Genomic DNA, 21274 nt, shown 5'->3' on the forward strand with positions numbered 1-21274 from the left:
TATGGCAGTAGTTGTTACCATGCCCCGTCTAAGTGACACCATGACTGAAGGTGTTGTGGCGACTTGGTTAAAGAAAGTAGGAGATGTTGTTAAAGAAGGCGATATTCTTGCAGAAATTGAAACAGATAAAGCAACAATGGAGTTCGAATCGTTTAATTCGGGAACCTTATTGCACATTGGAATACAAGAAGGAGAATCGGCTCCGGTAGACGCTTTGTTAGCAATTATCGGTGCGCCGGGTGAAGATATCTCTGCTTTATTAAACGGAGATCACAGTGCAGTTGCTGCTCCGAAAGAAGAAGCGACTTCTAAAACAGAAGAGGTAAAAACAGAAACAAAAACACCAACGGCTGAAATTCCGGCTGGTGTAAAAGTAGTTACTATGCCGCGTCTAAGTGATACGATGACTGACGGAACGGTAGCAACCTGGTTGAAAAAAATCGGTGATGCGATTTCAGAAGGCGATATTCTGGCTGAAATTGAAACCGATAAAGCAACAATGGAATTCGAATCCTTTAACTCCGGTACACTTTTATATATCGGTGTACAGGAAGGACAATCAGCTCCGGTTGATAGTATTCTTGCCATTATCGGACCTGCCGGTACTGATGTAAGTGCTATTGCAGCAAATTATACTGCCGGCGGTGCTTCGGAAGCAGTAACGGAAACGAAAACAGAAACAAAAGAAGCTACGGCTGCACCGGTTGCAACGCAATCAACAGCTGATAACGGACGCGTTTTTGCTTCACCGTTGGCTAAGAAAATCGCTCAGGAAAAAGGAGTAGATCTTACACAGGTAAAAGGAACCGGTGAAAACGGTCGTATTGTTAAAAAAGACGTAGAAAATTATACACCTCAGGCTGCTGCTCCGGTACAACCGCAAAAAGCAGCAGAGTCAGCTACTGTAGCTGCTGCACCTCAGGTGAAACCATTTGTACCGGCTGGTGAAACTTACGTGGAAGAAGTGAAAAACTCGCAGATGCGTAAAACGATTGCCCGTAGATTAGCGGAATCGAAGTTTACTGCACCACACTACTATCTTACTATTGAAGTAGCAATGGACAATGCAATGGCTTCCCGTGAAATGATTAACGGATTGCCGGATACAAAAGTATCATTCAATGATATGGTGATTAAAGCATGTGCGATGGCATTGAAAAAACATCCGCAGGTAAACTCACAATGGAAAGATGATGTAACAGTGATCAATCATCATGTGAACATCGGTGTTGCCGTAGCCGTTGAAGACGGATTAGTAGTGCCGGTATTGCGTTTTGCGGATCAGATGACATTGTCTCAGATCGGAGGAAATGTAAAAGATGTAGCCGGAAGAGCCCGAAACAAAAAATTACAACCTAACGAAATGGAAGGAAGTACGTTTACCGTTTCGAATCTGGGAATGTTCGGAATCACCGAATTTACATCGATTATCAATCAACCGAATTCAGCAATTTTATCTGTAGGTGCAATTGTTGAAAAACCGGTAGTAAGAAACGGTCAGATCGTGGTAGGGAATACAATGAAAGTAACTCTGGCATGTGATCACAGAACTGTAGATGGGGCGACAGGAGCTCAATTCTTGCAAACATTAAGACAATATCTGGAAAATCCGGTAACAATGCTGGCTTAATTCAGAAATATTCTAAATAAATCAATCCCGTCTTGAAATTCAGGACGGGATTTTTATTATTTTAGCGAAAGTGTAAAAACAAAAATCCCCATGAGAAAAACACTTTATCTGCTGCCGTTTCTATTATTGGCATGTGCAACTTCAAATACAAAAAATAACGGAAAAGAAGCGTCAACAACTGCTTTGCCATATGAAGTGAAACAACAAGATGTTGTCAATACATTACAATACTTGTCGTCAGATGAATTAGAAGGGCGCGATAGCGGAAGTAAAGGAATCGAAAAAGCAGCGGTTTATCTGGAAAACCTGTTGAAAGAAAATAAAATCAAACCCTATTTTAAAACCTATCGTGATACTTTAGGGAATTACCATAAACCGGCTTTTAATATCGTTGGCGTAATCGAGGGGAATGATCCGAAACTTAAAAATGAATTTGTTATTATCGGAGCACATTATGATCATATTGGAAGAGTTTCTACAGCTGTAAATGGCGATGATATTGCTAACGGAGCTAATGATAATGCTTCCGGAACAACAGTGATGTCGGAAGTCGCGAAATATTTTGCAAAAAACAAAACCAATAAAAGAAGTATACTTGTAGTGTTCTTTTCTGGAGAAGAAAAAGGGTTATTAGGTTCCTATCATTTAGCTAAAAAACTAAAAGGGCAAAACTTTAATCTGTATACGATGCTAAACTTTGAAATGTTGGGCGTGCCGATGAAAAGAGAGTTTTCTTCTTATATAACCGGATTCGGAAAATCCAATATGTCGGAAAAAATCAATGAATACACAAACAAAAAAACGGTTGGATTTTTAGAAATTGAATTGCAATACCGCTTGTTCATGGCGTCTGATAATTATCCGTTTTTTGTAGAATTTAATGTACCGGCACAAACGGTATGTACGTTTGACTTTGAAAATTATTCGTATTACCACCATCCGTTAGACGAATTTAAATTGATGGATACGGCACATATGAAGGCCTATGCCGAAGAAATTATTCCGGCTGTATTGGGAATGACAAATTCAAAAGGACATGAAATTAAACTAAATTAAAACTAAAAGCGATTCGCTTTTTATAGTAGAATGAAGAATATTATTATTACAGGAACCAGTCGGGGAATTGGGTATGAATTGGCTTTAGGATATGCAGAAGCGGGACACCAGGTATTGGCCTTGTCACGAAAACAACCACAAGCATTACTCGAAAATGAGAATATAAGTTGTTTAAGTATCGATTTGTCCGTTGAAAGTGACTTGGAAAAAGTGCGACAGTTTATCGAGACAACCTGGAAAAAAGTAGATATCATTATCCATAATGCCGGAGCGTTATTGCTAAAACCTTTTGGTGAAATTTCGGCTTCGGAGTTTGAAAATATTTATAAAGTAAATGTGTTTGGCGTAGCCAATCTTACTCGGATTTGTATTCCGCATATGGAAAAAGGAAGCCATGTGATAACGATTAGCAGTATGGGCGGAATACAGGGAAGTATGAAATTTGCAGGTCTTTCAGCCTATAGTTCCAGTAAAGGAGCTGTTATCACGCTATCGGAATTATTAGCAGAAGAATATAAAGAAAAAGGAATTTCGTTCAATGTACTGGCTTTAGGAGCGGTTCAGACCGAAATGTTGCAAGAAGCTTTTCCGGGGTATGAAGCACCGGTAACAGCAAAAGAAATGGCTGCGTATATAGCCGATTTTGCGATAAACGGAAATAAATATTATAACGGAAAAGTATTACAGGTTTCTTCAACAACGCCTTAAAAGGTTAGGGGAGGATAAAGATGAAAGATAAATTAGCACCGTATATACCGGAAAATGCGCTCGATGCGGTCTTTGAACTGATAAAACTCAATCGGGTACATCTGAAAATTGTTAATGAACGGGTAACCCGGCATGGTGATTACCGGAAACATCCGGACGGTTATCATCAGATCACAGTAAATGCCAGTCTGAATAAATACCGGTTTTTAATGACGCTGATTCATGAAATTGCCCATTTGGTCGCTTTTGAAAAATACGGGCGAAACATTAAACCGCATGGCGATGAATGGAAACTTACATTTCAAAGGTTAATGGTGCCGTTTTTACGCCCGGAGATTTTTCCGAATCAGTTATTGCCTTTGTTGGCACGTCATTTCAGAAACCCGAAAGCGAGTAGTGATACCGATTCAACTTTGGCATTAGCCTTAAAACAATTTGATCCTGCTAACGATAAAAATTATATATTTGAAATTCCATACGGAAGCGTTTTCCGGATTCATAATGGTCGGATTTTTAAAAAAGGAGCACAACGTCTCAAACGATTTGAATGTATGGAAGTAAGCTCAGGTAAGGTGTATTTGTTTAATCCCAATGCCGAAGTAGAATTGTTGCCAAGATAATAAACTAAAGAATAAGCCATTTTGTGGCCCCAAACAATGAATAAGAACTATTATGCAATATTAATGGCCGGAGGTGTAGGATCTCGCTTTTGGCCGGTTAGTACCGTAGATTTCCCGAAACAGTTTCACGATATGCTGGGTACGGGAGAAACCCTGATCCAGAAAACGTTTAGCCGACTTTCTAAAATTGTACCGAAAGAAAATATACTGATCTTAACGAATGAACGCTATAATCAGTTAGTTTTGGAACAGTTACCGCAGGTAAAACAAGATCAGGTAATTCTGGAACCGGTAATGCGAAATACGGCACCTTGTATTTTATTTGCTTCATTAAAAATACAACGACAAAATCCGGATGCTTTGGTTGTAGTAGCACCAAGCGATCACTGGATTGAAGATGAAGATCAATTCGTAGCCAACCTTCATAAATCATTCGAATACTGTTCTCAAAATAATGTATTAATGACATTGGGAATTTTACCGACTTTCCCGAATACAGGATACGGTTATATCGAATACAATAAACTGGATAACAATCCGATTAAAAAAGTAGTGCAATTCCGTGAAAAACCGGATTATGCTACAGCAAAAGCGTTTATTCAGAGTCGTAACTTTTTATGGAACGCCGGAATATTTATATGGAGTATCCGATCCATTACCGAAGCCTTCGAAACGTTTTTACCTGAAATGATTCATCTTTTTGAAAAAGGAAAAACATTTTATAATACATCACGGGAACAGGAATTTATCAATGAGATTTATGCCGATGCTGAAAACATTTCAATTGATTATGCTGTTCTGGAAAAAGCCCGAAATGTGTATGTTTTACCGGCTACATTCGACTGGAATGATCTGGGAACATGGGGATCTCTTCATGAAAAACTGCCAAAAGACGAACAGTTTAATGCGGTTGTTAATGCCACGATGATTCTGGAAAACGCATCCAATAACATTATCCGGACAGAAGGTAAGAAGTTGGTAGTGATTAACGGACTTAGTGATTTTATTGTCGTGGACAAAAATGATACCTTGTTAATCTTTCCTAAAGATAAAGAACAGGAAATTAAAAAAATAAGCATGTTGTTAGATCAGAAATAACAAAAATAAATAATAGAGAATACCCCCAAATAGCATAATCTGTTTGGGGGTATTTTTTTTGTTGCTTGTTCATAGGATTCGCATGTAGACTGAAAGATATCGTAAAATCTTAGATTGAGGAAATAAAGATGTTTTTTTTTAAACATTATTTAAAGATCGGACATATTATTTTATGATCAGGTCAATTAGGTGGTAAAAATAAAAGAAAGGAAAGAAAAGACTAATTTTAAAATGATTCGAATCATAAGAATGCCTTTGAGAGCTGAGTGTTAATTTAATAGCAGTTACTCTGTGCTGAAACACTTGAATTATTTTCTCCTGTTCAAATCAAGTGAGCAACAGAAGCAAGATTATCAGAATATCACGATTAATAATAGACATATTGTTGTGTGTTGTGTTCCGATAATCTGCTGAAAAGTTTTGCCTTTTCTAAAATAGATAAGTATAAAGCTTTAATAATTACTAAAAGGTAATTGGAAAACAAAAATCTCCCTAAAACTCTGAAAGCCCTTTTGCAGTTGTTTAAAGAAATAAGCGAAGCTATTATGCATGCCATGCTGGGATTTTATTTGGACTAAAGTAATCAGAGACAGGCTTATTCTTTTTTAGACATGTCACTAATTTATTAAAAACTTTAAAAATTAAATTTTATGCCATTACCGCCACCAAAACCTGTTTTGACTTGGGAGAGACTTCTAAGTGAAATTTTAGAACTGGCAACAAATCAAGAATCCAGAGGAGAACTTGAAACATATTGTAATAACACTTTTAATAGATTAAAAGATAATTTGGATAATTATCATAATCTAACCGATCATCAACAGCTAGGTGAAGAAGGATTTCGTTTGTTGATAATGACACGAGATGAGTTGGAGCTTCTTAAAGACGTATCGATGAATTCTGTTGATCCGATATTTGAAAATAATCCGGAAGCAAAACTGGCATTAGTCAATATAATTGAAGTGCAAACACTAAATATAGGAGAGAATATTCTCTCTTTGGGAACAAATGAGGTAATGTTGGAAGATATATTTCATTTGGTAAATATCTCATATGCATTTTCGAGATATGATGTCGGAAATATTGAAGCTTGGTGCATTGCACAAAGTAGAAAAGCAATACCTTCTACAGTGAACTTTTGGTCGGATAGAAATAATCTGATGGTGCATGATTTATATGACGAGATACATCAACATGTTATGAATCGGGCTACTCTTAATTGGAGAATAAGATATCCGGAACGATTGAACCTCCCACAGCAATTAAATGATATGGAGCAGCAAGAAAGAGAGTTGCAGGCTTTGTATGATAATAATCCAACAAATGAATTATTACATCAGATAAATGCACTACATGTTCAGCTTCTCGAATTAAGAAATACTAGAGTCGTTTATTTAGAAGAGTTCAAAAAGGGTATACCTCCTTTGGAAATTCCTATTCAGGATAATGCCTATAATTTTATAAAAGATAGACCTGTTGAAGAATGGGATAATTTGCGGATACGTTTTATGCAGGAGCAATTAAATTTACCCCAAAATAGAATACAAATGTTTACTGCAAAACTAAATGCTCGAAGAGCTGCACTCAATGTAATACAAGATATTCTACCTCCAAAATATCCTCATTTTGCTTCTCGTGATGTCTCTGAAATACTTGATTCACATCCTGATTTAGCTCGCTATTACAAACGGGAGCTACTCTTACGAATGGATTACAGAGCAGCGCATAATATCTTTTCTTTAATCGTATTAAATACGGAAGGTGGGAATGTTCTTGAAACGGGTTCCTTACCACAATTTAATAGTGGTATAAAGAATATTATTGATCTGCACACGAAGAATAAAGGAGGTTTAGGTAGAAATGCAGAACCGTTTACGATCTCTATATGCGATAATTTGAATACTGTTGAGATGGCAGTTAACGAAATGATTACAGGTAAAAAGCTGTTGCAGACTGCTCAACCTTTGCTTCTTCATTATAATGAAACAACTGCCGGTGATCGACAAAGGGTCGATGCTATTTGGAATGATTTGAAAGAATTACCGATTGAAGGATTTTTTAAAACAATTGTAAATAATCCTATTTTTAAAGATTATGTTAAGCATTCGTACCTTTCTAATAAAGCAAATTTTTTTCCATATCAAAGCATTCTTAGTTCACGTAGTGATTCTGCGGGATTACAGAAAATTATAGATCGTGTCAAGGAACACAACAGACAAATAGAGCAAATTCTGCCGCACCTTTCTGTAAATATGACAGCAGAAAGTCTTATTGCTTTTAAAAATGAGGTGTTTAGTGAAGAAAATTATGAAGGTTTAGATGATGATGCCCGTTTTTTTAAAGATAAAGAGATTGAAGCAATTTATAAATACAGATTTGGAAGATTCTTTGATAGTAGAAAAGATTTTGATGATTTGTTAAGTGGTTTGGGTATTGTAAATGAAGGGCTTACGGAGTATTGTGTTCAACAATATGGAAGGGGTTTTTCTGATTTTATTATTGGGATAATATTTGATGGATTACATCCGCAATATTTCTCTCATTTTGTTAATGATGCTTCTTTTACTCACTCAAATACGTTTTTGAATTTGCCAGTTCATGCTGAAATAAGGGCTGTAAATCCAAATGTGGAAGTCGAATTAGAGACTGTCTTACACTTCCGTGATTTTTTTGAGAGAAAGGCGATGCAGTTTTATGAATTGGGAGAAGCGCATTCCGCGGAATCGATTCAGTTTTTACCACAGGATTTATTGCTGTCTTCCTATGAATATCCGGAAGGATTGTGTTTGAGCTTGTCGTTGCTTCAAGGAATGGCTGATGATTATCTGGAAGGCGCTACTATTTTTGCCTCGGATATTTCGGCAATATCAGCACTTCAGGTTGGTCAGTTACGTAATCAGTTGTCACAATCAGATGCCGGATTGTATACAGAATATTCCCGACAACTACGGGAATTGAATAAAGTGGCCAATAAAAATTTTTTTAATGAAAGCACCTCTGTGTTTCAAAATACCGGAAGTGCCACTTTAGCTACTCTTGAAACCGTGTTAAGCAGCCTTACCTTTGAAAGGGAAGTTCGTTATTTACTGACCACGACCAATCATGGGATGACCTTAAGTCGTAAAGGTGATTTGTATACATTTTATGATTCCAATATCGGATATGTTCGTTTTGATAGCCAAGAGAAAGTGGGTGCCTTTATCCGGGCTCATCTGGATCTAAAGCATGGATTGGGCACCTATTACGGATTAACGGATGCGACTACGGTGAATATCTCCGGCTATACAAACTCCGATTTATGGGCCTTTGATAACGTAAGGTATTTTAGGAGTATCCTTTCAGAAGGAGGAGCTGAACTAACCGTAGACCGACTTAGTTCATTAGATCGGGAAAACGGTATGCTCAGTATCGGTACAGCCCGTTTTAAGCGTACCGAATTGGTGGCTATGGGAGGTAAATATAAAGGCTTTGCGATGGATGAGAACACACCGTTTGCCACCGCCGACTTTTGGGATCAAGTGACTTTTGATAGTCAGAAACTCCTTCGTTTTATCTACGACCATGAAGCGGATACTGCAACAATTAACCGACTGGAGGCGTTAAAACAGATCGGAAAACTGCAAACCGACGGTGGTATTGTATCGCTCGCGGATCTTACAGGCGGAAAAGCCACCAACCATATTGATCCGCTGCATTATACGATCTTAGAATCATCCAAACAGATTGCGGATCTGTATGATCGTTTTTCGATCAGGTTAAAGAACATGGTGGATCAATTAGGTCTCAACCTGGAGGAATACCGATTTAAAACCGGAGAAGTTGAAAAGCTAGCGGATCATCAGTATAAAATGGTTTTGGTTCATAAAGAAACCGGTCAGGAAGTCCCGCTTACTCTGGATGGCAAAGAATTTGAAAATGTCGTGAGTGAGCATATTGCTACTTTGGGCGAAAGCAGTGAATCGGCTCTTGTATTGGGCGGAGCAGGTCTTGGCCTTATGGGTTTAATTCGTGGTGCTACGGCACTTCGTAGCGGTCATGGTAGCGGATATGATATTGCATCGGTTGTTTTGGGCGGCAAACAATTAGCCGATGCGATACTGGGAACTGTCGCCATGACGGTTATCGGTGATACGCTAACGGCATCCGGGACGGTCTTTTCATTTTCGATAGAAGGTACTTTAGCCAATTTGTGTGAACAGACGGCTGTTCGAATAGGCGGAACTATCGGAAAACTGCTGACTTCGGTGAGTATGTTTTTAAAATTACCGTTAATCGGATTAAATGTCTGGGGATTATATGAAGATGTGACGTATTTGAATAGTGCCGATTCGGGTCCTGCCCGTGCAGTAGCGATTAGTCAGCTGGTTACCGATTCTATTGTAACGGCACTAACCCTGGCTTCATTCGCGGTTCCGGAAGTAGCCATTCCGGCTCTTATTGTCGGAGCAGTAGGAATGGGTGTTACAGCGATTGTTCAGAATCTGGCCAATGCTCATGATCGGTATTATAAACTAACCGAATGGCAGGATCGATTACGGGAGATTGCCAACAGTTATAGTCCGGTGCCTAATACCCGAAATCGCAATTTGGCGGATCTGTCTAAAAACCAACTTTGTGGTGATGTCCGTTTGGTATTGAGCGATGATAGAAAAAATCCGCATCAGTTAACCTATACCAAATCCTGCGATACAGCGATCCGTTATGGTCATCATCCGGAGAAGAGCCCGCAAGAAGTGAGAAATGCTATTGGTTACGGTTATAGCTATACGAGTCCGATCGGACCTTTTGCCAGAGAAGAATTTTTTGATCCGATTCGATCACCGTTTAATATCGGATGGGGATTGATTGACAGGGTTATACTGGGCTACGGTAGTCGTTATCAACTCATGACTCAGGTGGAATATATTTCCGACTGGTTGCTTTATGATTCCCGAAACGGCAGAGCCAGCGGTGGTTATTGGGAAACCTTCTATACCCGGGCGAATTATAATTCTATCCAACAGGACGGAGCAAGTTGTACCGTTATCGGGAACAGTTTGGATAACACTTTTATTACACCGGATATTGTGAACTGGTCGGATGCCAGGGAAGCTTCATATATTATAGAACAACATGCAAATTATCAGTTTAACATTACTACCGGACCGGGCAATAATGTGGTGGTGTTAGGACAAACAGGGCGATATCTCCTTGATGGCGGTTCGGGAAATAATACATTGGATCTTTCTCAGGTACAACTCAACTTAAATGTCGATTTGGATATTACCGGTTATCAGCCTGTTTATATGGGAAATGACCGCTATTCAAACTGTATAAAAGTAGCTGTTTCCAATTTTAATATTGTCCGATGTTCGTTGTCTAATTTTGAATTGCATAGAGAAGTTGTGGTCAAAGGACAATCGAATAAACCGAATGTATTTGTTTTAGGTAGGATGTCCCGGGTAAGTGTATACGGAAGAGGCGGAGGAAATACGTATATCTTGAATAAGATCAGTAACCGTAGTGCCGAGTTCAGTCAGATAATTAATCTGTATATACTACCGCCGGTTTCGGGTAATATAGATGTATCGGTGGAGCGTGTTCATTTTGAAGAGTACAAACTCTCGGATTTGAATAACGTTACTTTTTCATTAACCGGCGGAGTAAAACCGGTGTTGACCTTAGAAGGACTCGCCTTGCAACTGCTTTATATTGACGGTTGTAAAGTACATGATAATACGGTAAGCAATGTACAGTTTTCTACTCTGGACGGCTTTTCCTTTTACTACGATCATAAGTTGAGAAAAGGTGTCGTGACTCAGATCGATATTGATAAATGGAATGATAGTAATCGGGAGTTTTATAAACAAGCATTTCATTTTGGTTTATTTGAAACGATATATAAGGGCAAATTTGTTGTTGCTGATGAAGTGATTTGTATTAGTACTACAGGAACTTTTTTCATTAATACCAAGACTAAAAAAGCAGTTTTATTTGCAAACTTAAAAACAAAAGTGTTAACCATACCAGAGGAGTTTAAAGATTTTGCATGGACAGTGTCAGCTAATCATACGGTACATGTAACAGTAATTCGTAGGTATATGTGTAATGCACAAAAGCCGTTGATTGTTTTTGAAGCACATTCATTAGCGAATGTACAAAATACGATTGAAATGTTTGATTTTGGTAAAACCTATACTATGTCGGTAAGTAAGGAACGTAATTCCTTATTAGTTCATTTACTAAACAGAAGTAACTCGAACGAAAGATTAACCATTTTGTTTAGAGATATCTATAATCAGGATATAACACAAACATTAGCCAATACGGATGTTTACTTACGAAGAAGTATTCGTAATAAAATAAAAATTAGTTTTTTATGGGAGCTCTGTAAAGATTTTTCGGATGAAGAGTCTGTAGTTATTCCCTTCTCAGAATAAATTGTGTTCTGACAAAAAAGAAAGCCTTCTGTAAAGAAGGCTTTCGTATTATAATTCCCTGTTTTGGGCTTTTCGTACTTTTTTAAAGAGATTTGAAGAATAAACAAAATCAACAATAGCTTCATTATCGGTTTTAAAGATCTCTTTTTTGGTTCCTTCCCAAGCCAGAATACCTTCTTTTAAAAAAATGATTTTTTCACCGATTTCCATTACAGAGTTCATGTCATGGGTATTGATTACCGTTGTAATATTGTATTCTTCTGTGATTTCCTGAATCAGGTTGTCGATTACAATTGAAGTTTTGGGATCCAGACCGGAGTTCGGCTCATCACAAAATAAATATTTAGGATTGTTTACAATGGCACGGGCAATAGCTACACGTTTTTGCATTCCTCCTGATATTTCTGAAGGTTTTTTTGTATTAGCATTGATCAGTTTTACACGATCGATAACAAAATTAACGCGTTCCTGAATTTCACGTGGATTCTTATTGGTAAACATCTTTAACGGAAAACCGATATTTTCTTCCACGGTCATTGAGTCAAACAACGCACTTCCCTGAAATACCATTCCGATTTCTGTCCGTAAATCCCGTTTTTGATCATTTGTAAGGTCTGAATAAATTCGTCCATCAAATGAAATGGTTCCTTTATCCGGAGTATGGATGCCTAAAAGACTTTTTAATAATACAGTTTTACCGGATCCGCTCTGACCAATAATCAAATTGGTTTTGCCGGTATCAAAAACAGTGGAAATTCCTTTTAAAACTTTGGTGTCACCAAATGATTTCTCGATATCTTTTACTTCTATCATGATTATTTGGTTAATAGTAATTGTGTTAAAATATAATTCGCAAGGATAATGGCAACACTGGTCCATACGAATGAAGTCGTACTGGCTTTACCGACTTCTAACGCACCACCTTTCATGTAATAGCCGTGAAAGGATGGAATAGTGGCCAGTAAAAGGGCAAATACAACGGTTTTAAGAAAGGCATAGGTTACGTGGAACGGATTAAACTCTACCTGTAAACCGGTCATAAATTCATCACTGGAAGCAAAACCTCCGTAAACTCCGGCAATCCATCCGCCTAAAATTCCAAGAAACATACTTAATCCGATAACAAAAGGATATAAAAGCAACGCAATCACTTTTGGAAATACCAGATAATTCAGAGAATTAATTCCCATGACTTCCAATGCATCGATTTGTTCGGTTACCCGCATTGTACCAATACTGGAAGTGATAAAAGATCCCATTTTACCGGCCATAATGATCGAGATAAAAGTAGGAGCAAATTCAAGGATTACCGACTGACGTGTGGCAAAACCGATCAGGTATTTCGGAATTAATGGATTGGTAAGGTTTAAAGCAGTTTGAATGGCAACAACACCACCCACAAAGAACGAAATGAACGCTACAATTCCCAGTGATCCGATAATTAAATCATCTATTTCTTTGAAAATTAGCTGCTTCATAGCCGACCATTTTGTCGGTCTGTTGAAGACTTCTTTCAACATCAGGAAATATTTCCCTATTTGTGACAGATATCTAAGCATAATATTTAATAAATCTTGGCTAAAATACCAATAAGTTACGAGTTATGTCGTATTGTAGCGTAGTTTTTTGGATTATAAAAGCTTTGACTTCATCTTTTGAAACCGGTAATTCCTGATAAAACGACCTTGTTCCGGTGTGACCAAATACGGTTTTTTATTTTTCCGGGCTTTTAAGAAACCAACGATATAATCAATAAATAGTAAGGGTTTCTTTTTCATCATTGCGAGCTTTAAGGAAGCAATTGTTGTAATAAGAAAACCGTAACGAAGACTGTAAAATGCTTCGCCTTGTTTGTAACGTGCCGTTTTGTTATAGTTGGCTCCGGTTGGTTTTAAATGTTTTACGATAAGACTTTCGTCGGTTACCACTTTCCAGTTGTAAAATTTACAAAGCAGTTCGTCTACAGTGTCCCAACCCATAGCTGCTTTTAAACCGCCGATTTGTTGAAAACAGTCTTTTCGATATGCTTTAAAGGCACCTCGGATATGATCTTTGTCGGTAAGATTTTCCAAGATCCAATGACCGTTTTTCTCAATATAAGCAAATCCGCCGGCCATACCGACAGTCGGATCACTCTGGAATTTTCCGATGATTTTTTCAAAATAATCCGGCGGTAAAATTAAATCGGCATCCAACTTTACAATCACATCATAATTGTTGTCCAGTGTATCAAAACCTTTTTGGAAAGCCTGAATGACTTTGCTTCCGGGTAAATGAATCGCATCCGATTTTTTTTCGATGATCGAGATCCAGGGATGTTTAGCTGAAAAATCGCTTACAATTGCATTGGTGTCATCCGTAGAATTATCGTTAACCACAACTACTTTTTGCGGTTGCAGTGTTTGTTCAACCAACGATTGTAGTGTTAAGGCGATAAAAGCCGATTCGTTATGAGCAGGAATAACAATATAGTATCTCATTATTTTACTTTTTCAGCATAAACAATGTAATATCTCGGTGTAAAACGACGAAGTAAAGGGCGAATACCAAACTGTTTTACCGGGTTGGTAAACTTTTGGCGATCCAGGATTTTCCATCCGGCCTTTTCCAGTAACCAGTCCAGTTGCCAGTCTTCAAATTCGTGATAATGACGATCCCACATATCGGTTTTGCTGCGATATGCCGGTGAAAACCACAATCGCATCGGAATGGAAAGTACCAGTTTATCCGATTGGATATGCTGTAAAACCGTATAAGGATTCAATAGATGTTCGAAAATTTCAAAAGCAGTGGTTACCTGGTATTTATTTTGCGAAAGCGCACTTTGATCGATGTCCAGATCTTCGCCTTTCGTATTGGTTACCGTATAGCCGTTTTCTTTCATTATTGTAGAAAACGGATTTTCTACGCCCAAATCCAAAATAGATTCGGAAGTCGTTATGTGTTTTTGAAGAAACTCTAAAGTGTGTTTGAACCTTTTGTTCGGAAACGTTTTTTCGTACATAATTATAATCGGTAAACGAAGGCGTTTATGTTCATGCCTGCGCCTACGGATGCAAAGATAATAACATCTCCTTTATGAAGTTCCTGATTTTCAATTTTTCCTTTTATCAGCAAATCATATAAAGTAGGAACCGTTGCTACACTGGAATTTCCGAGTTTATGAATACTCATCGGCATTACACCTTCCGGCGGTGTTTGTTTGTATAATCGGAAAAAACGCTGAATGATCGCTTCATCCATTTTTTCATTAGCCTGATGAATCAGTACTTTTTTTACTTCACTAATGTCGATTCCGCTGTTATCAAGACATTCTTTCATGGCTTTGGGAACCTGACTTAATGCAAATTCGTAAATTTTCCGACCGTACATTTTAATATAACGTACATCGGGATCGTGTGTGTCGTTAAACGAATTTCCGAAATATAGAAAATAGGCTTCATCATGGGTGAAAGAAGCGGTTTCATGGGCTAATACACCGGTAGTTTCCTCTTCGGTAGCCTCAATTATTGTTGCTCCGGCACCATCGGAATAAATCATACTGTCGCGATCGTGTATATCCACTACACGTGACAATGTCTCGGCACCGATAACCAGACATCTTTTTGCCATCCCGGATTTAATATAGGCATTGGCTTGAATTACGCCTTCAATCCATCCCGGACATCCGAATAAAATATCATAGGCGACACATTTCGGATTTTTGATTTTTAAGCTGTGTTTAACCCGGGCGGATAAACTCGGAAGAATATCAGTCTGAATAGCACCTTGTTTTACGTTACCGAAGTTATGTGCGAAAATAATGTAATCCAGTGTTTCGGGATCAATTCCGGCATCGTCAATGGCTTTTTGAGCAGCAAAATAAGCAATATCCGAAGCTAACAAGTTGTCTTCAACATACCGGCGTTCTTCAATTCCGGTAATCTCTTTGAATTTTTGAGCAATTACATCATTAGGGTAAGGAAAAGGAGAACCGTCTTCATTTAAAAACTGATGTCTGGCAAAATCAAGATTGGTTACGGTAACGTTTGGAATATAACTTCCGGATCCGATTATTTTACTATTCATAAGATTAACTTTGTACTAAGTTATTGATTTTAAACGCTTCCGATTGGTGAAAAATTTTGTTTAAAATAATTATTATGAAATAGTTATTTAAAAGAGTTTAAAATTATGGATAGTGAAATTAATTGTGACTTTTTTGAGAAATCTTTAGCTGCATAACCGTAGCAATAGAGAGGGCGCGTGTCTTGATCAGTTCTGAACGATCGCCTTTAAAGTTTTCATCAACTGTTTTGTTGAAATGTTCGAGCCAAACGGTAAAATGTTCAGGCGTAAGTTTTTCTTTGGCATTAAGATCCAGATGAAGTTGCATTACGTTTTTTCGATAACTTCCCTGATGTAAGATTGTCTGTTCCCAGAAATCAGTTAGATGAGGCAAATGGGCTTCCAGATCAATCTGAGCTATGTCGGTAAAAATATATTGGATACGGTTATCTGATAAAAGCTTGGCGTAAAACTTTTGCATTAACAGAAAAAGGTCAGTTCTGGAAGTAATGTCGTGCATACTGTGGAAATAAAAATTTGGATCGTCTTTATAGGATATAAAAAGAGCCGCTTTATTGCGGCTCTCTTAGGTGTTTATTTTAGTGTTCCATATAAGCCTCGATCGGCGCACAAGAACAAACTAAGTTACGGTCTCCGAAAGCGTCATCAACACGACGAACAGAAGGCCAGAATTTATTTTCAGCAATGTACTCCAACGGATAAGCTGCTTTCTCTCTTGAATAAGGGAAATCCCATCTGTCAGCAGTTAACATAGCTAATGTATGCGGTGCATTTTTCAATACGTTGTTAGTATCATCAGCAGTAGCATTTTCAATTTCTTTACGAATCGAAATCATAGCATCACAGAAACGATCCAGTTCTTCAAGATTCTCACTTTCGGTCGGTTCGATCATTAACGTTCCGGCAACCGGGAAAGAAACTGTAGGAGCGTGGAAACCGTAATCCATCAAACGCTTAGCGATATCGGTTACTTCAATTCCGTTTTGTTTGAAAGAACGACAGTCTACGATCATTTCGTGAGCAGCACGTCCGCATTCGCCTGTGTATAGAATCGGGAAGTGTACTTCTAAACGCGCTTTCATATAGTTGGCGTTTAAGATCGCATGTTGCGTTGCCTGTTTTAAACCTTCAGCGCCTAACATCGTAATGTAACCATAAGAGATTAAACATACTAATGCCGATCCGTATGGTGCTGCAGAGATCGCAGAGATCGCCTGATCACCACCGGTAGCTACTACAGGATTCGTCGGAAGGAACGGAACTAAGTGCGAAGCCACACAAATCGGTCCAACACCAGGTCCTCCTCCTCCGTGAGGAATTGCAAATGTTTTGTGTAAGTTCAGGTGACAAACGTCAGCTCCGATTGTAGCAGGATTTGTCAAACCTACCTGAGCATTCATATTAGCACCATCCATGTATACCTGACCACCGTTTTCGTGGATCAGTTTTGTGATCTCGATAATAGAACTTTCATATACACCGTGTGTAGACGGATAAGTAACCATTAAACAAGATAAATTGTCTTTATGCTGAATTGCTTTCGCTCTTAAATCTTCAACATCAATGTTTCCTTCCGGAGTTGTTTTAGTAACGATGATGTCCATTCCGGCCATAGCAGCAGAAGCCGGGTTGGTTCCGTGAGCCGATGACGGGATTAAACATACATTACGATGTCCTTCTCCTCGGGAGATATGATAAGCGCGAATTGCCATTAAGCCGGCATATTCACCCTGAGCACCTGAATTAGGTTGTAAAGAGGTACCTGCAAAACCGGTTACAACGTTTAATTGTTCTTCCAGTTTTTTAAGCATGGTAAGATAACCTTCTGTCTGGTTAGCCGGAGCAAAAGGGTGGATGCTGTTCCAGTTAGCCATGCTTAAAGGTAACATTTCTGCAGCAGCATTTAGTTTCATCGTACATGATCCTAAAGAAATCATAGAATGATTTAATGCTAAATCTTTTCGCTCTAATTTTTTGATATAACGCATTAAAGCGGTTTCAGAATGATGACTGTTGAATACATCATGTTGTAAAAACGTTGATGTTCTAACTAGTTTTTCCTGAATATGAGTGCTTTGGTCTAAATTCGTTACTACAACGGTTTCTTTTCCGGCAACCTCAGCAAAAATAGCTACGATCTGGTTGATGTCGTTTAAGGAAGTTGTTTCGTTAAATGAAATCGAAATGGTATCGTTGTCGATATAGTAGAAGTTTACTTCGTTTCTTTCTGCAACTGCTTTTACTTTTGCAGCATCTGCTTTTACAGTAATCGTATCGAAGAAAGCCGAGTTGATTTGAGAAACACCGATTTTAGCTAAGGCATTGGTTGTTGTTACAGCTGAAGCATGTACTTTATCAGCAATATATTGTAATCCTTTCGGACCGTGATATACGGCATACATACCGGCCATAACAGCTAATAATACCTGAGCCGTACAAATGTTTGATGTTGCTTTTTCACGTTTGATATGTTGCTCACGTGTTTGTAAAGCCATACGTAAAGCGCGGTTACCGTTTGTGTCTTGTGAAACTCCGATAATACGTCCCGGCATACTGCGTTTGTATTCTTCTTTTGTTGCAAAGAAAGCTGCGTGAGGTCCGCCAAATCCCATTGGAATTCCGAAACGTTGTGTAGTTCCTACAACCACATCAGCTCCTAATTCTCCCGGAGAAGTTAATTTTACAAGGCTTAAGATATCGGCAGCAACAGCTACTTTTATTTCTTTCGATTTAGCCGTATTGATAAAACCGGCATAATCGTAAACTTGTCCGTGTTTGCCAGGGTATTGTAAAATAGCACCGAAGAAGTCATCTGAAAAATCAAATGTTTCATGATTTCCTACAACTAACTCAATTCCGATAGGAGTAGAGCGCGTTTCTAATACCGATAAAGTTTGCGGTAAAATTTCTTCGGAAACAAAGAATTTATTAACGTTATTTTTTTTCTGATCTCTGGTTCTTACATCAAAAAGTAAAGCCATAGCTTCAGCAGCTGCGGTACTTTCGTCAAGTAAAGAAGCATTGGCAATTTCCATTCCGGTTAATTCAATAACCGTAGTCTGATAATTTAAAAGAGCTTCTAAACGTCCTTGCGCGATTTCAGCCTGATACGGTGTATAAGCGGTATACCATCCCGGATTTTCAAAAATATTACGTTGAACAACCGGAGGTACGATAGCCGGGTGATAACCCAATCCGATATACGATTTGAATACTTTGTTTTGGGCACCCAGTTGTTGGATATGCGTTAAATATTCATATTCAGTTAAGGCCGGGTCCAGTTGTAAATCATTTTTTAAACGGATTCCGTCCGGAAATGTTTCATACAATAATTGATCCATGTCTTTCACCCCAATGGTTTGGAACATGTGCGGAAGGTCGCTCTCTCTTGGACCTAAATGTCGTAAAGCAAATGCGTCTGTTTTCATCAGTTCTTAATGTCCTGTTTATAAACGTTTGATATTCTCTTAACGTGAAATAAATCAAACTGTCGTTAAGTTGTGTTTTAAGCGAACAAAAATAACTATTAATCTCTTAATAAAATTCTTTTTTAACTCCATTTTTTGTTGAATTTTCAACCAAATTTAAATGTTATTAACATATTGATTATTTTTGTAAGTATGCAACTACTCAAGAAATTACTTGATTTTTATATAAACGGAAGTATCCATGTTGCCGTTGCCGTATTTGCACTGGTACAAATGACCTTTCATTTTTTTCATATTCCTTTTGACGGACCGATGTCGTTATTTGCATTTTGCGGAACGATTGTAGGTTATAATTTTGTGAAATATGACGCTTTAGCTCGTGCTAAAAAGTTGAAAATGAGTCGGCAGTTAAAAGCAATTGTAGTCTTAAGTGCGATTGCACTCGGCGGAACATTGTATAGTTTTCTTTTATTACAACGGCAAACACAAGTATTGGCATTGGCCTTTTTAGGTTTGACATTGCTTTATACGCTGCCGGTTTTTCCGAAGCTCGGAAATGCGCGAAACTGGGCCGGTGTGAAAATATATATCGTCGCATTTTGCTGGGCCGGAATCACGATGTTTTTGCCGGTCTTAAATGCCGGACTGGATTTTTCACCGGACGTTTTCCTGAAGTTTTTTCAACGATTTCTATTGGTAATAATATTGATCCTTATTTTTGAAATTATTGACTTAAAACAGGATAATGTTGCGCTGCAAACAGTTCCGCAGCGATTGGGCGTACAGCGAACGAAATGGCTGAATTTATTTTTATTGATCCCGTTTTATTTACTGGAATTTTTTAAAAGTGATTTTCAGATCATACAGTTGTGGATCAATTTGATACTGATAATTGTAATTGCACTTTTTACACTTTTTTCTAGTCCGAAACGCTCGGATTATTATACTTCTTTCTGGGTCGAAAGCATTCCCGTTTTCTGGTGGCTGCTGGTTTTGTTACTGCGATAATCTTTTCATAAGAGCAATAGATATTGATGACTTACCCTGTAGGCTCATCTGTTTTTATGGACTTTAAAAAGTTTTTAAAGAAAAAACCTACGTTGAAATTATTTTACCTGTTTTGATTTTTGGGGGAAATCACGCTGTTTTTCTCGGGTTTATCGTAATAGCTTTGGAATTGTTAAATCGAAACAAAGTGAACCGAAACACTAAAATGGCGGGGCGGAAACTGAAAAGCCTATGAGTAAGTATGCAACCAAATCTTTATACATTATGGAATTAGAAGTAGTATCACAGGGAATGGTGATTAAAACTTTCGGTGGAACCGGAGGTTCTGAATTTGCCGCAGATTATATCCAGTCAATCGGATTATATTGCGGAAAAGAAGTAGACTCTATTACAATTAACGGAAACAAACACGGCGGTGGCGGTGGCGGTGATGCCGGAGCACTTATTTTAAGTTCGGATGAGTATATCAGTAAAGTAGTAATCCGTTCAGGGGAGCGTATCGATAAATTAATGTTAACAACAAACAAGGGTAGAACCATCGGTGGCGGTGGCGGTGGCGGAAGTGAAACCACTCTTGATAATATCCGTGTAGTCGCTATCGGCGGAAAATCAGGTACCCGAGTAGACCAGTTAAAAATCACGTATGTTGAAAATTATGAGCCTTCATCATTGGTTGAAAAAAGAGGACAGTTTGTTGTTGGTTTTACACCACAGGGAACAATCTTAAAAGAATATACTGAGTCTACGTCTAAAACATCGGATAGTTATGAAAATGTAACGGAGACAATGTTAAGTCAGCAATATAATGCCAGCGTAGAAGCAGAATATTATGCGAAAGTGGCTTTTTCTACTGAAATCAAATATGTAAATACGCAGCTAACTACAATTAAAAAAGAATTGTCTACTCAGTTGATCAACCAACAATCGAAAGAAGTAACGATCGAAAAAGGTATGGTTGGAGTATTACTGGTTGACGGTGCTGTAATGAAAGGATCAGACGGAGTGTACTGGATGTATCCGAATACATTATTAAGTTATGCGGTTATTGCCGTGACAGATTATCAAAATATCCTGAATCACTATGATCTTACAGGAGAATTGGCGACTCAAATGCCGGAATTGCTGAAATATAAAACAGAGAAAAACGACTATGTGTTTTACGAAAAAACACCGGTACGTTAATATAAGTGTCAGCTAAGTTAATGTGAAAACCACGAATTATGTTCGTGGTTTTTTTTA

Annotated in this window: 15 protein-coding genes; 8 read left to right on the forward strand and 7 right to left on the reverse strand. The window is 38.1% G+C overall.

The features are described 5' to 3' along the window. Position 1 precedes the first annotated feature (1 nt). From NOX80_RS06855 to NOX80_RS06880, 6 genes are all read left to right on the forward strand, one after another. The gene (locus NOX80_RS06855; protein ID WP_256552564.1) at positions 2 to 1630 is read left to right on the forward strand and encodes a pyruvate dehydrogenase complex dihydrolipoamide acetyltransferase; all 1629 of its coding nucleotides are present in this window, start codon (positions 2 to 4) and stop codon (positions 1628 to 1630) included. 90 nt (positions 1631 to 1720) lie between these two features. Further along, positions 1721 to 2686, forward strand: coding sequence for a M28 family peptidase (locus NOX80_RS06860; RefSeq protein WP_256552565.1), 966 nt, complete (start codon positions 1721 to 1723; stop codon positions 2684 to 2686). Positions 2687 to 2716: 30 nt separating this feature from the next. After that, entirely contained in the window at positions 2717 to 3394 is a 678-nt protein-coding gene (locus NOX80_RS06865; protein ID WP_256552566.1) for an SDR family NAD(P)-dependent oxidoreductase, read from the forward strand. Between the two features lie 20 nt (positions 3395 to 3414). Beyond that, the gene (locus tag NOX80_RS06870; protein ID WP_256552567.1) at positions 3415 to 4014 is read left to right on the forward strand and encodes a SprT-like domain-containing protein; all 600 of its coding nucleotides are present in this window, start codon (positions 3415 to 3417) and stop codon (positions 4012 to 4014) included. Positions 4015 to 4050: 36 nt separating this feature from the next. Further along, positions 4051 to 5112, forward strand: coding sequence for a mannose-1-phosphate guanylyltransferase (locus tag NOX80_RS06875; protein ID WP_256552568.1), 1062 nt, complete (start codon positions 4051 to 4053; stop codon positions 5110 to 5112). A 650-nt stretch (positions 5113 to 5762) separates the two neighbouring features. Next, positions 5763 to 11531, forward strand: a complete 5769-nt coding sequence (locus tag NOX80_RS06880) for a TcdA/TcdB catalytic glycosyltransferase domain-containing protein (RefSeq protein WP_256552569.1) — start codon at positions 5763 to 5765, stop codon at positions 11529 to 11531. 48 nt (positions 11532 to 11579) lie between these two features. Here NOX80_RS06880 and NOX80_RS06885 read toward each other — a convergent pair whose 3' ends face one another. The 7 genes from NOX80_RS06885 to gcvP form a co-directional block, all read right to left on the reverse strand. Then, positions 11580 to 12344, reverse strand: a complete 765-nt coding sequence (locus NOX80_RS06885; RefSeq protein ID WP_256552570.1) for an ABC transporter ATP-binding protein — start codon at positions 12342 to 12344, stop codon at positions 11580 to 11582. A 2-nt stretch (positions 12345 to 12346) separates the two neighbouring features. After that, positions 12347 to 13090, reverse strand: a complete 744-nt coding sequence (locus NOX80_RS06890) for an MlaE family ABC transporter permease (RefSeq protein ID WP_256552571.1) — start codon at positions 13088 to 13090, stop codon at positions 12347 to 12349. Between the two features lie 72 nt (positions 13091 to 13162). Next, the gene (locus tag NOX80_RS06895; RefSeq protein WP_256552572.1) at positions 13163 to 14011 is read right to left on the reverse strand and encodes a glycosyltransferase; all 849 of its coding nucleotides are present in this window, start codon (positions 14009 to 14011) and stop codon (positions 13163 to 13165) included. Further along, positions 14011 to 14535 carry a class I SAM-dependent methyltransferase gene (locus NOX80_RS06900; protein WP_256552573.1) on the reverse strand — a complete coding sequence of 175 codons (525 nt, stop codon included), beginning with the start codon at positions 14533 to 14535 and terminating at the stop codon, positions 14011 to 14013. The genes NOX80_RS06895 and NOX80_RS06900 overlap by 1 nt, the downstream gene beginning before the upstream one ends. Before the next feature lie 2 nt (positions 14536 to 14537). After that, positions 14538 to 15599 (reverse strand): 3-oxoacyl-ACP synthase III family protein, encoded by a 1062-nt coding sequence (locus NOX80_RS06905; protein ID WP_256552574.1) that lies wholly within the window; start codon positions 15597 to 15599, stop codon positions 14538 to 14540. A gap of 118 nt (positions 15600 to 15717) precedes the next feature. Then, positions 15718 to 16098, reverse strand: coding sequence for a group III truncated hemoglobin (locus NOX80_RS06910; RefSeq protein WP_256552575.1), 381 nt, complete (start codon positions 16096 to 16098; stop codon positions 15718 to 15720). A 79-nt stretch (positions 16099 to 16177) separates the two neighbouring features. Beyond that, positions 16178 to 19027 carry an aminomethyl-transferring glycine dehydrogenase gene (gene gcvP, locus NOX80_RS06915; RefSeq protein WP_256552576.1) on the reverse strand — a complete coding sequence of 950 codons (2850 nt, stop codon included), beginning with the start codon at positions 19025 to 19027 and terminating at the stop codon, positions 16178 to 16180. 192 nt (positions 19028 to 19219) lie between these two features. Here gcvP and NOX80_RS06920 point away from each other — a divergent pair, with 192 nt between their 5' ends. Continuing rightward, entirely contained in the window at positions 19220 to 20035 is an 816-nt protein-coding gene (locus NOX80_RS06920) for a hypothetical protein (protein WP_256552577.1), read from the forward strand. A 231-nt stretch (positions 20036 to 20266) separates the two neighbouring features. Further along, complete coding sequence (locus NOX80_RS06925) at positions 20267 to 21217, forward strand: jacalin-like lectin (RefSeq protein ID WP_256552578.1); 951 nt, start codon at positions 20267 to 20269, stop codon at positions 21215 to 21217. The last annotated feature ends 57 nt before the right edge of the window (positions 21218 to 21274 follow it).

It is taken from the genome of Flavobacterium cerinum, from assembly GCF_024496085.1.
GTDB classification, from domain to species: Bacteria; Bacteroidota; Bacteroidia; order Flavobacteriales; family Flavobacteriaceae; genus Flavobacterium; species Flavobacterium cerinum_A.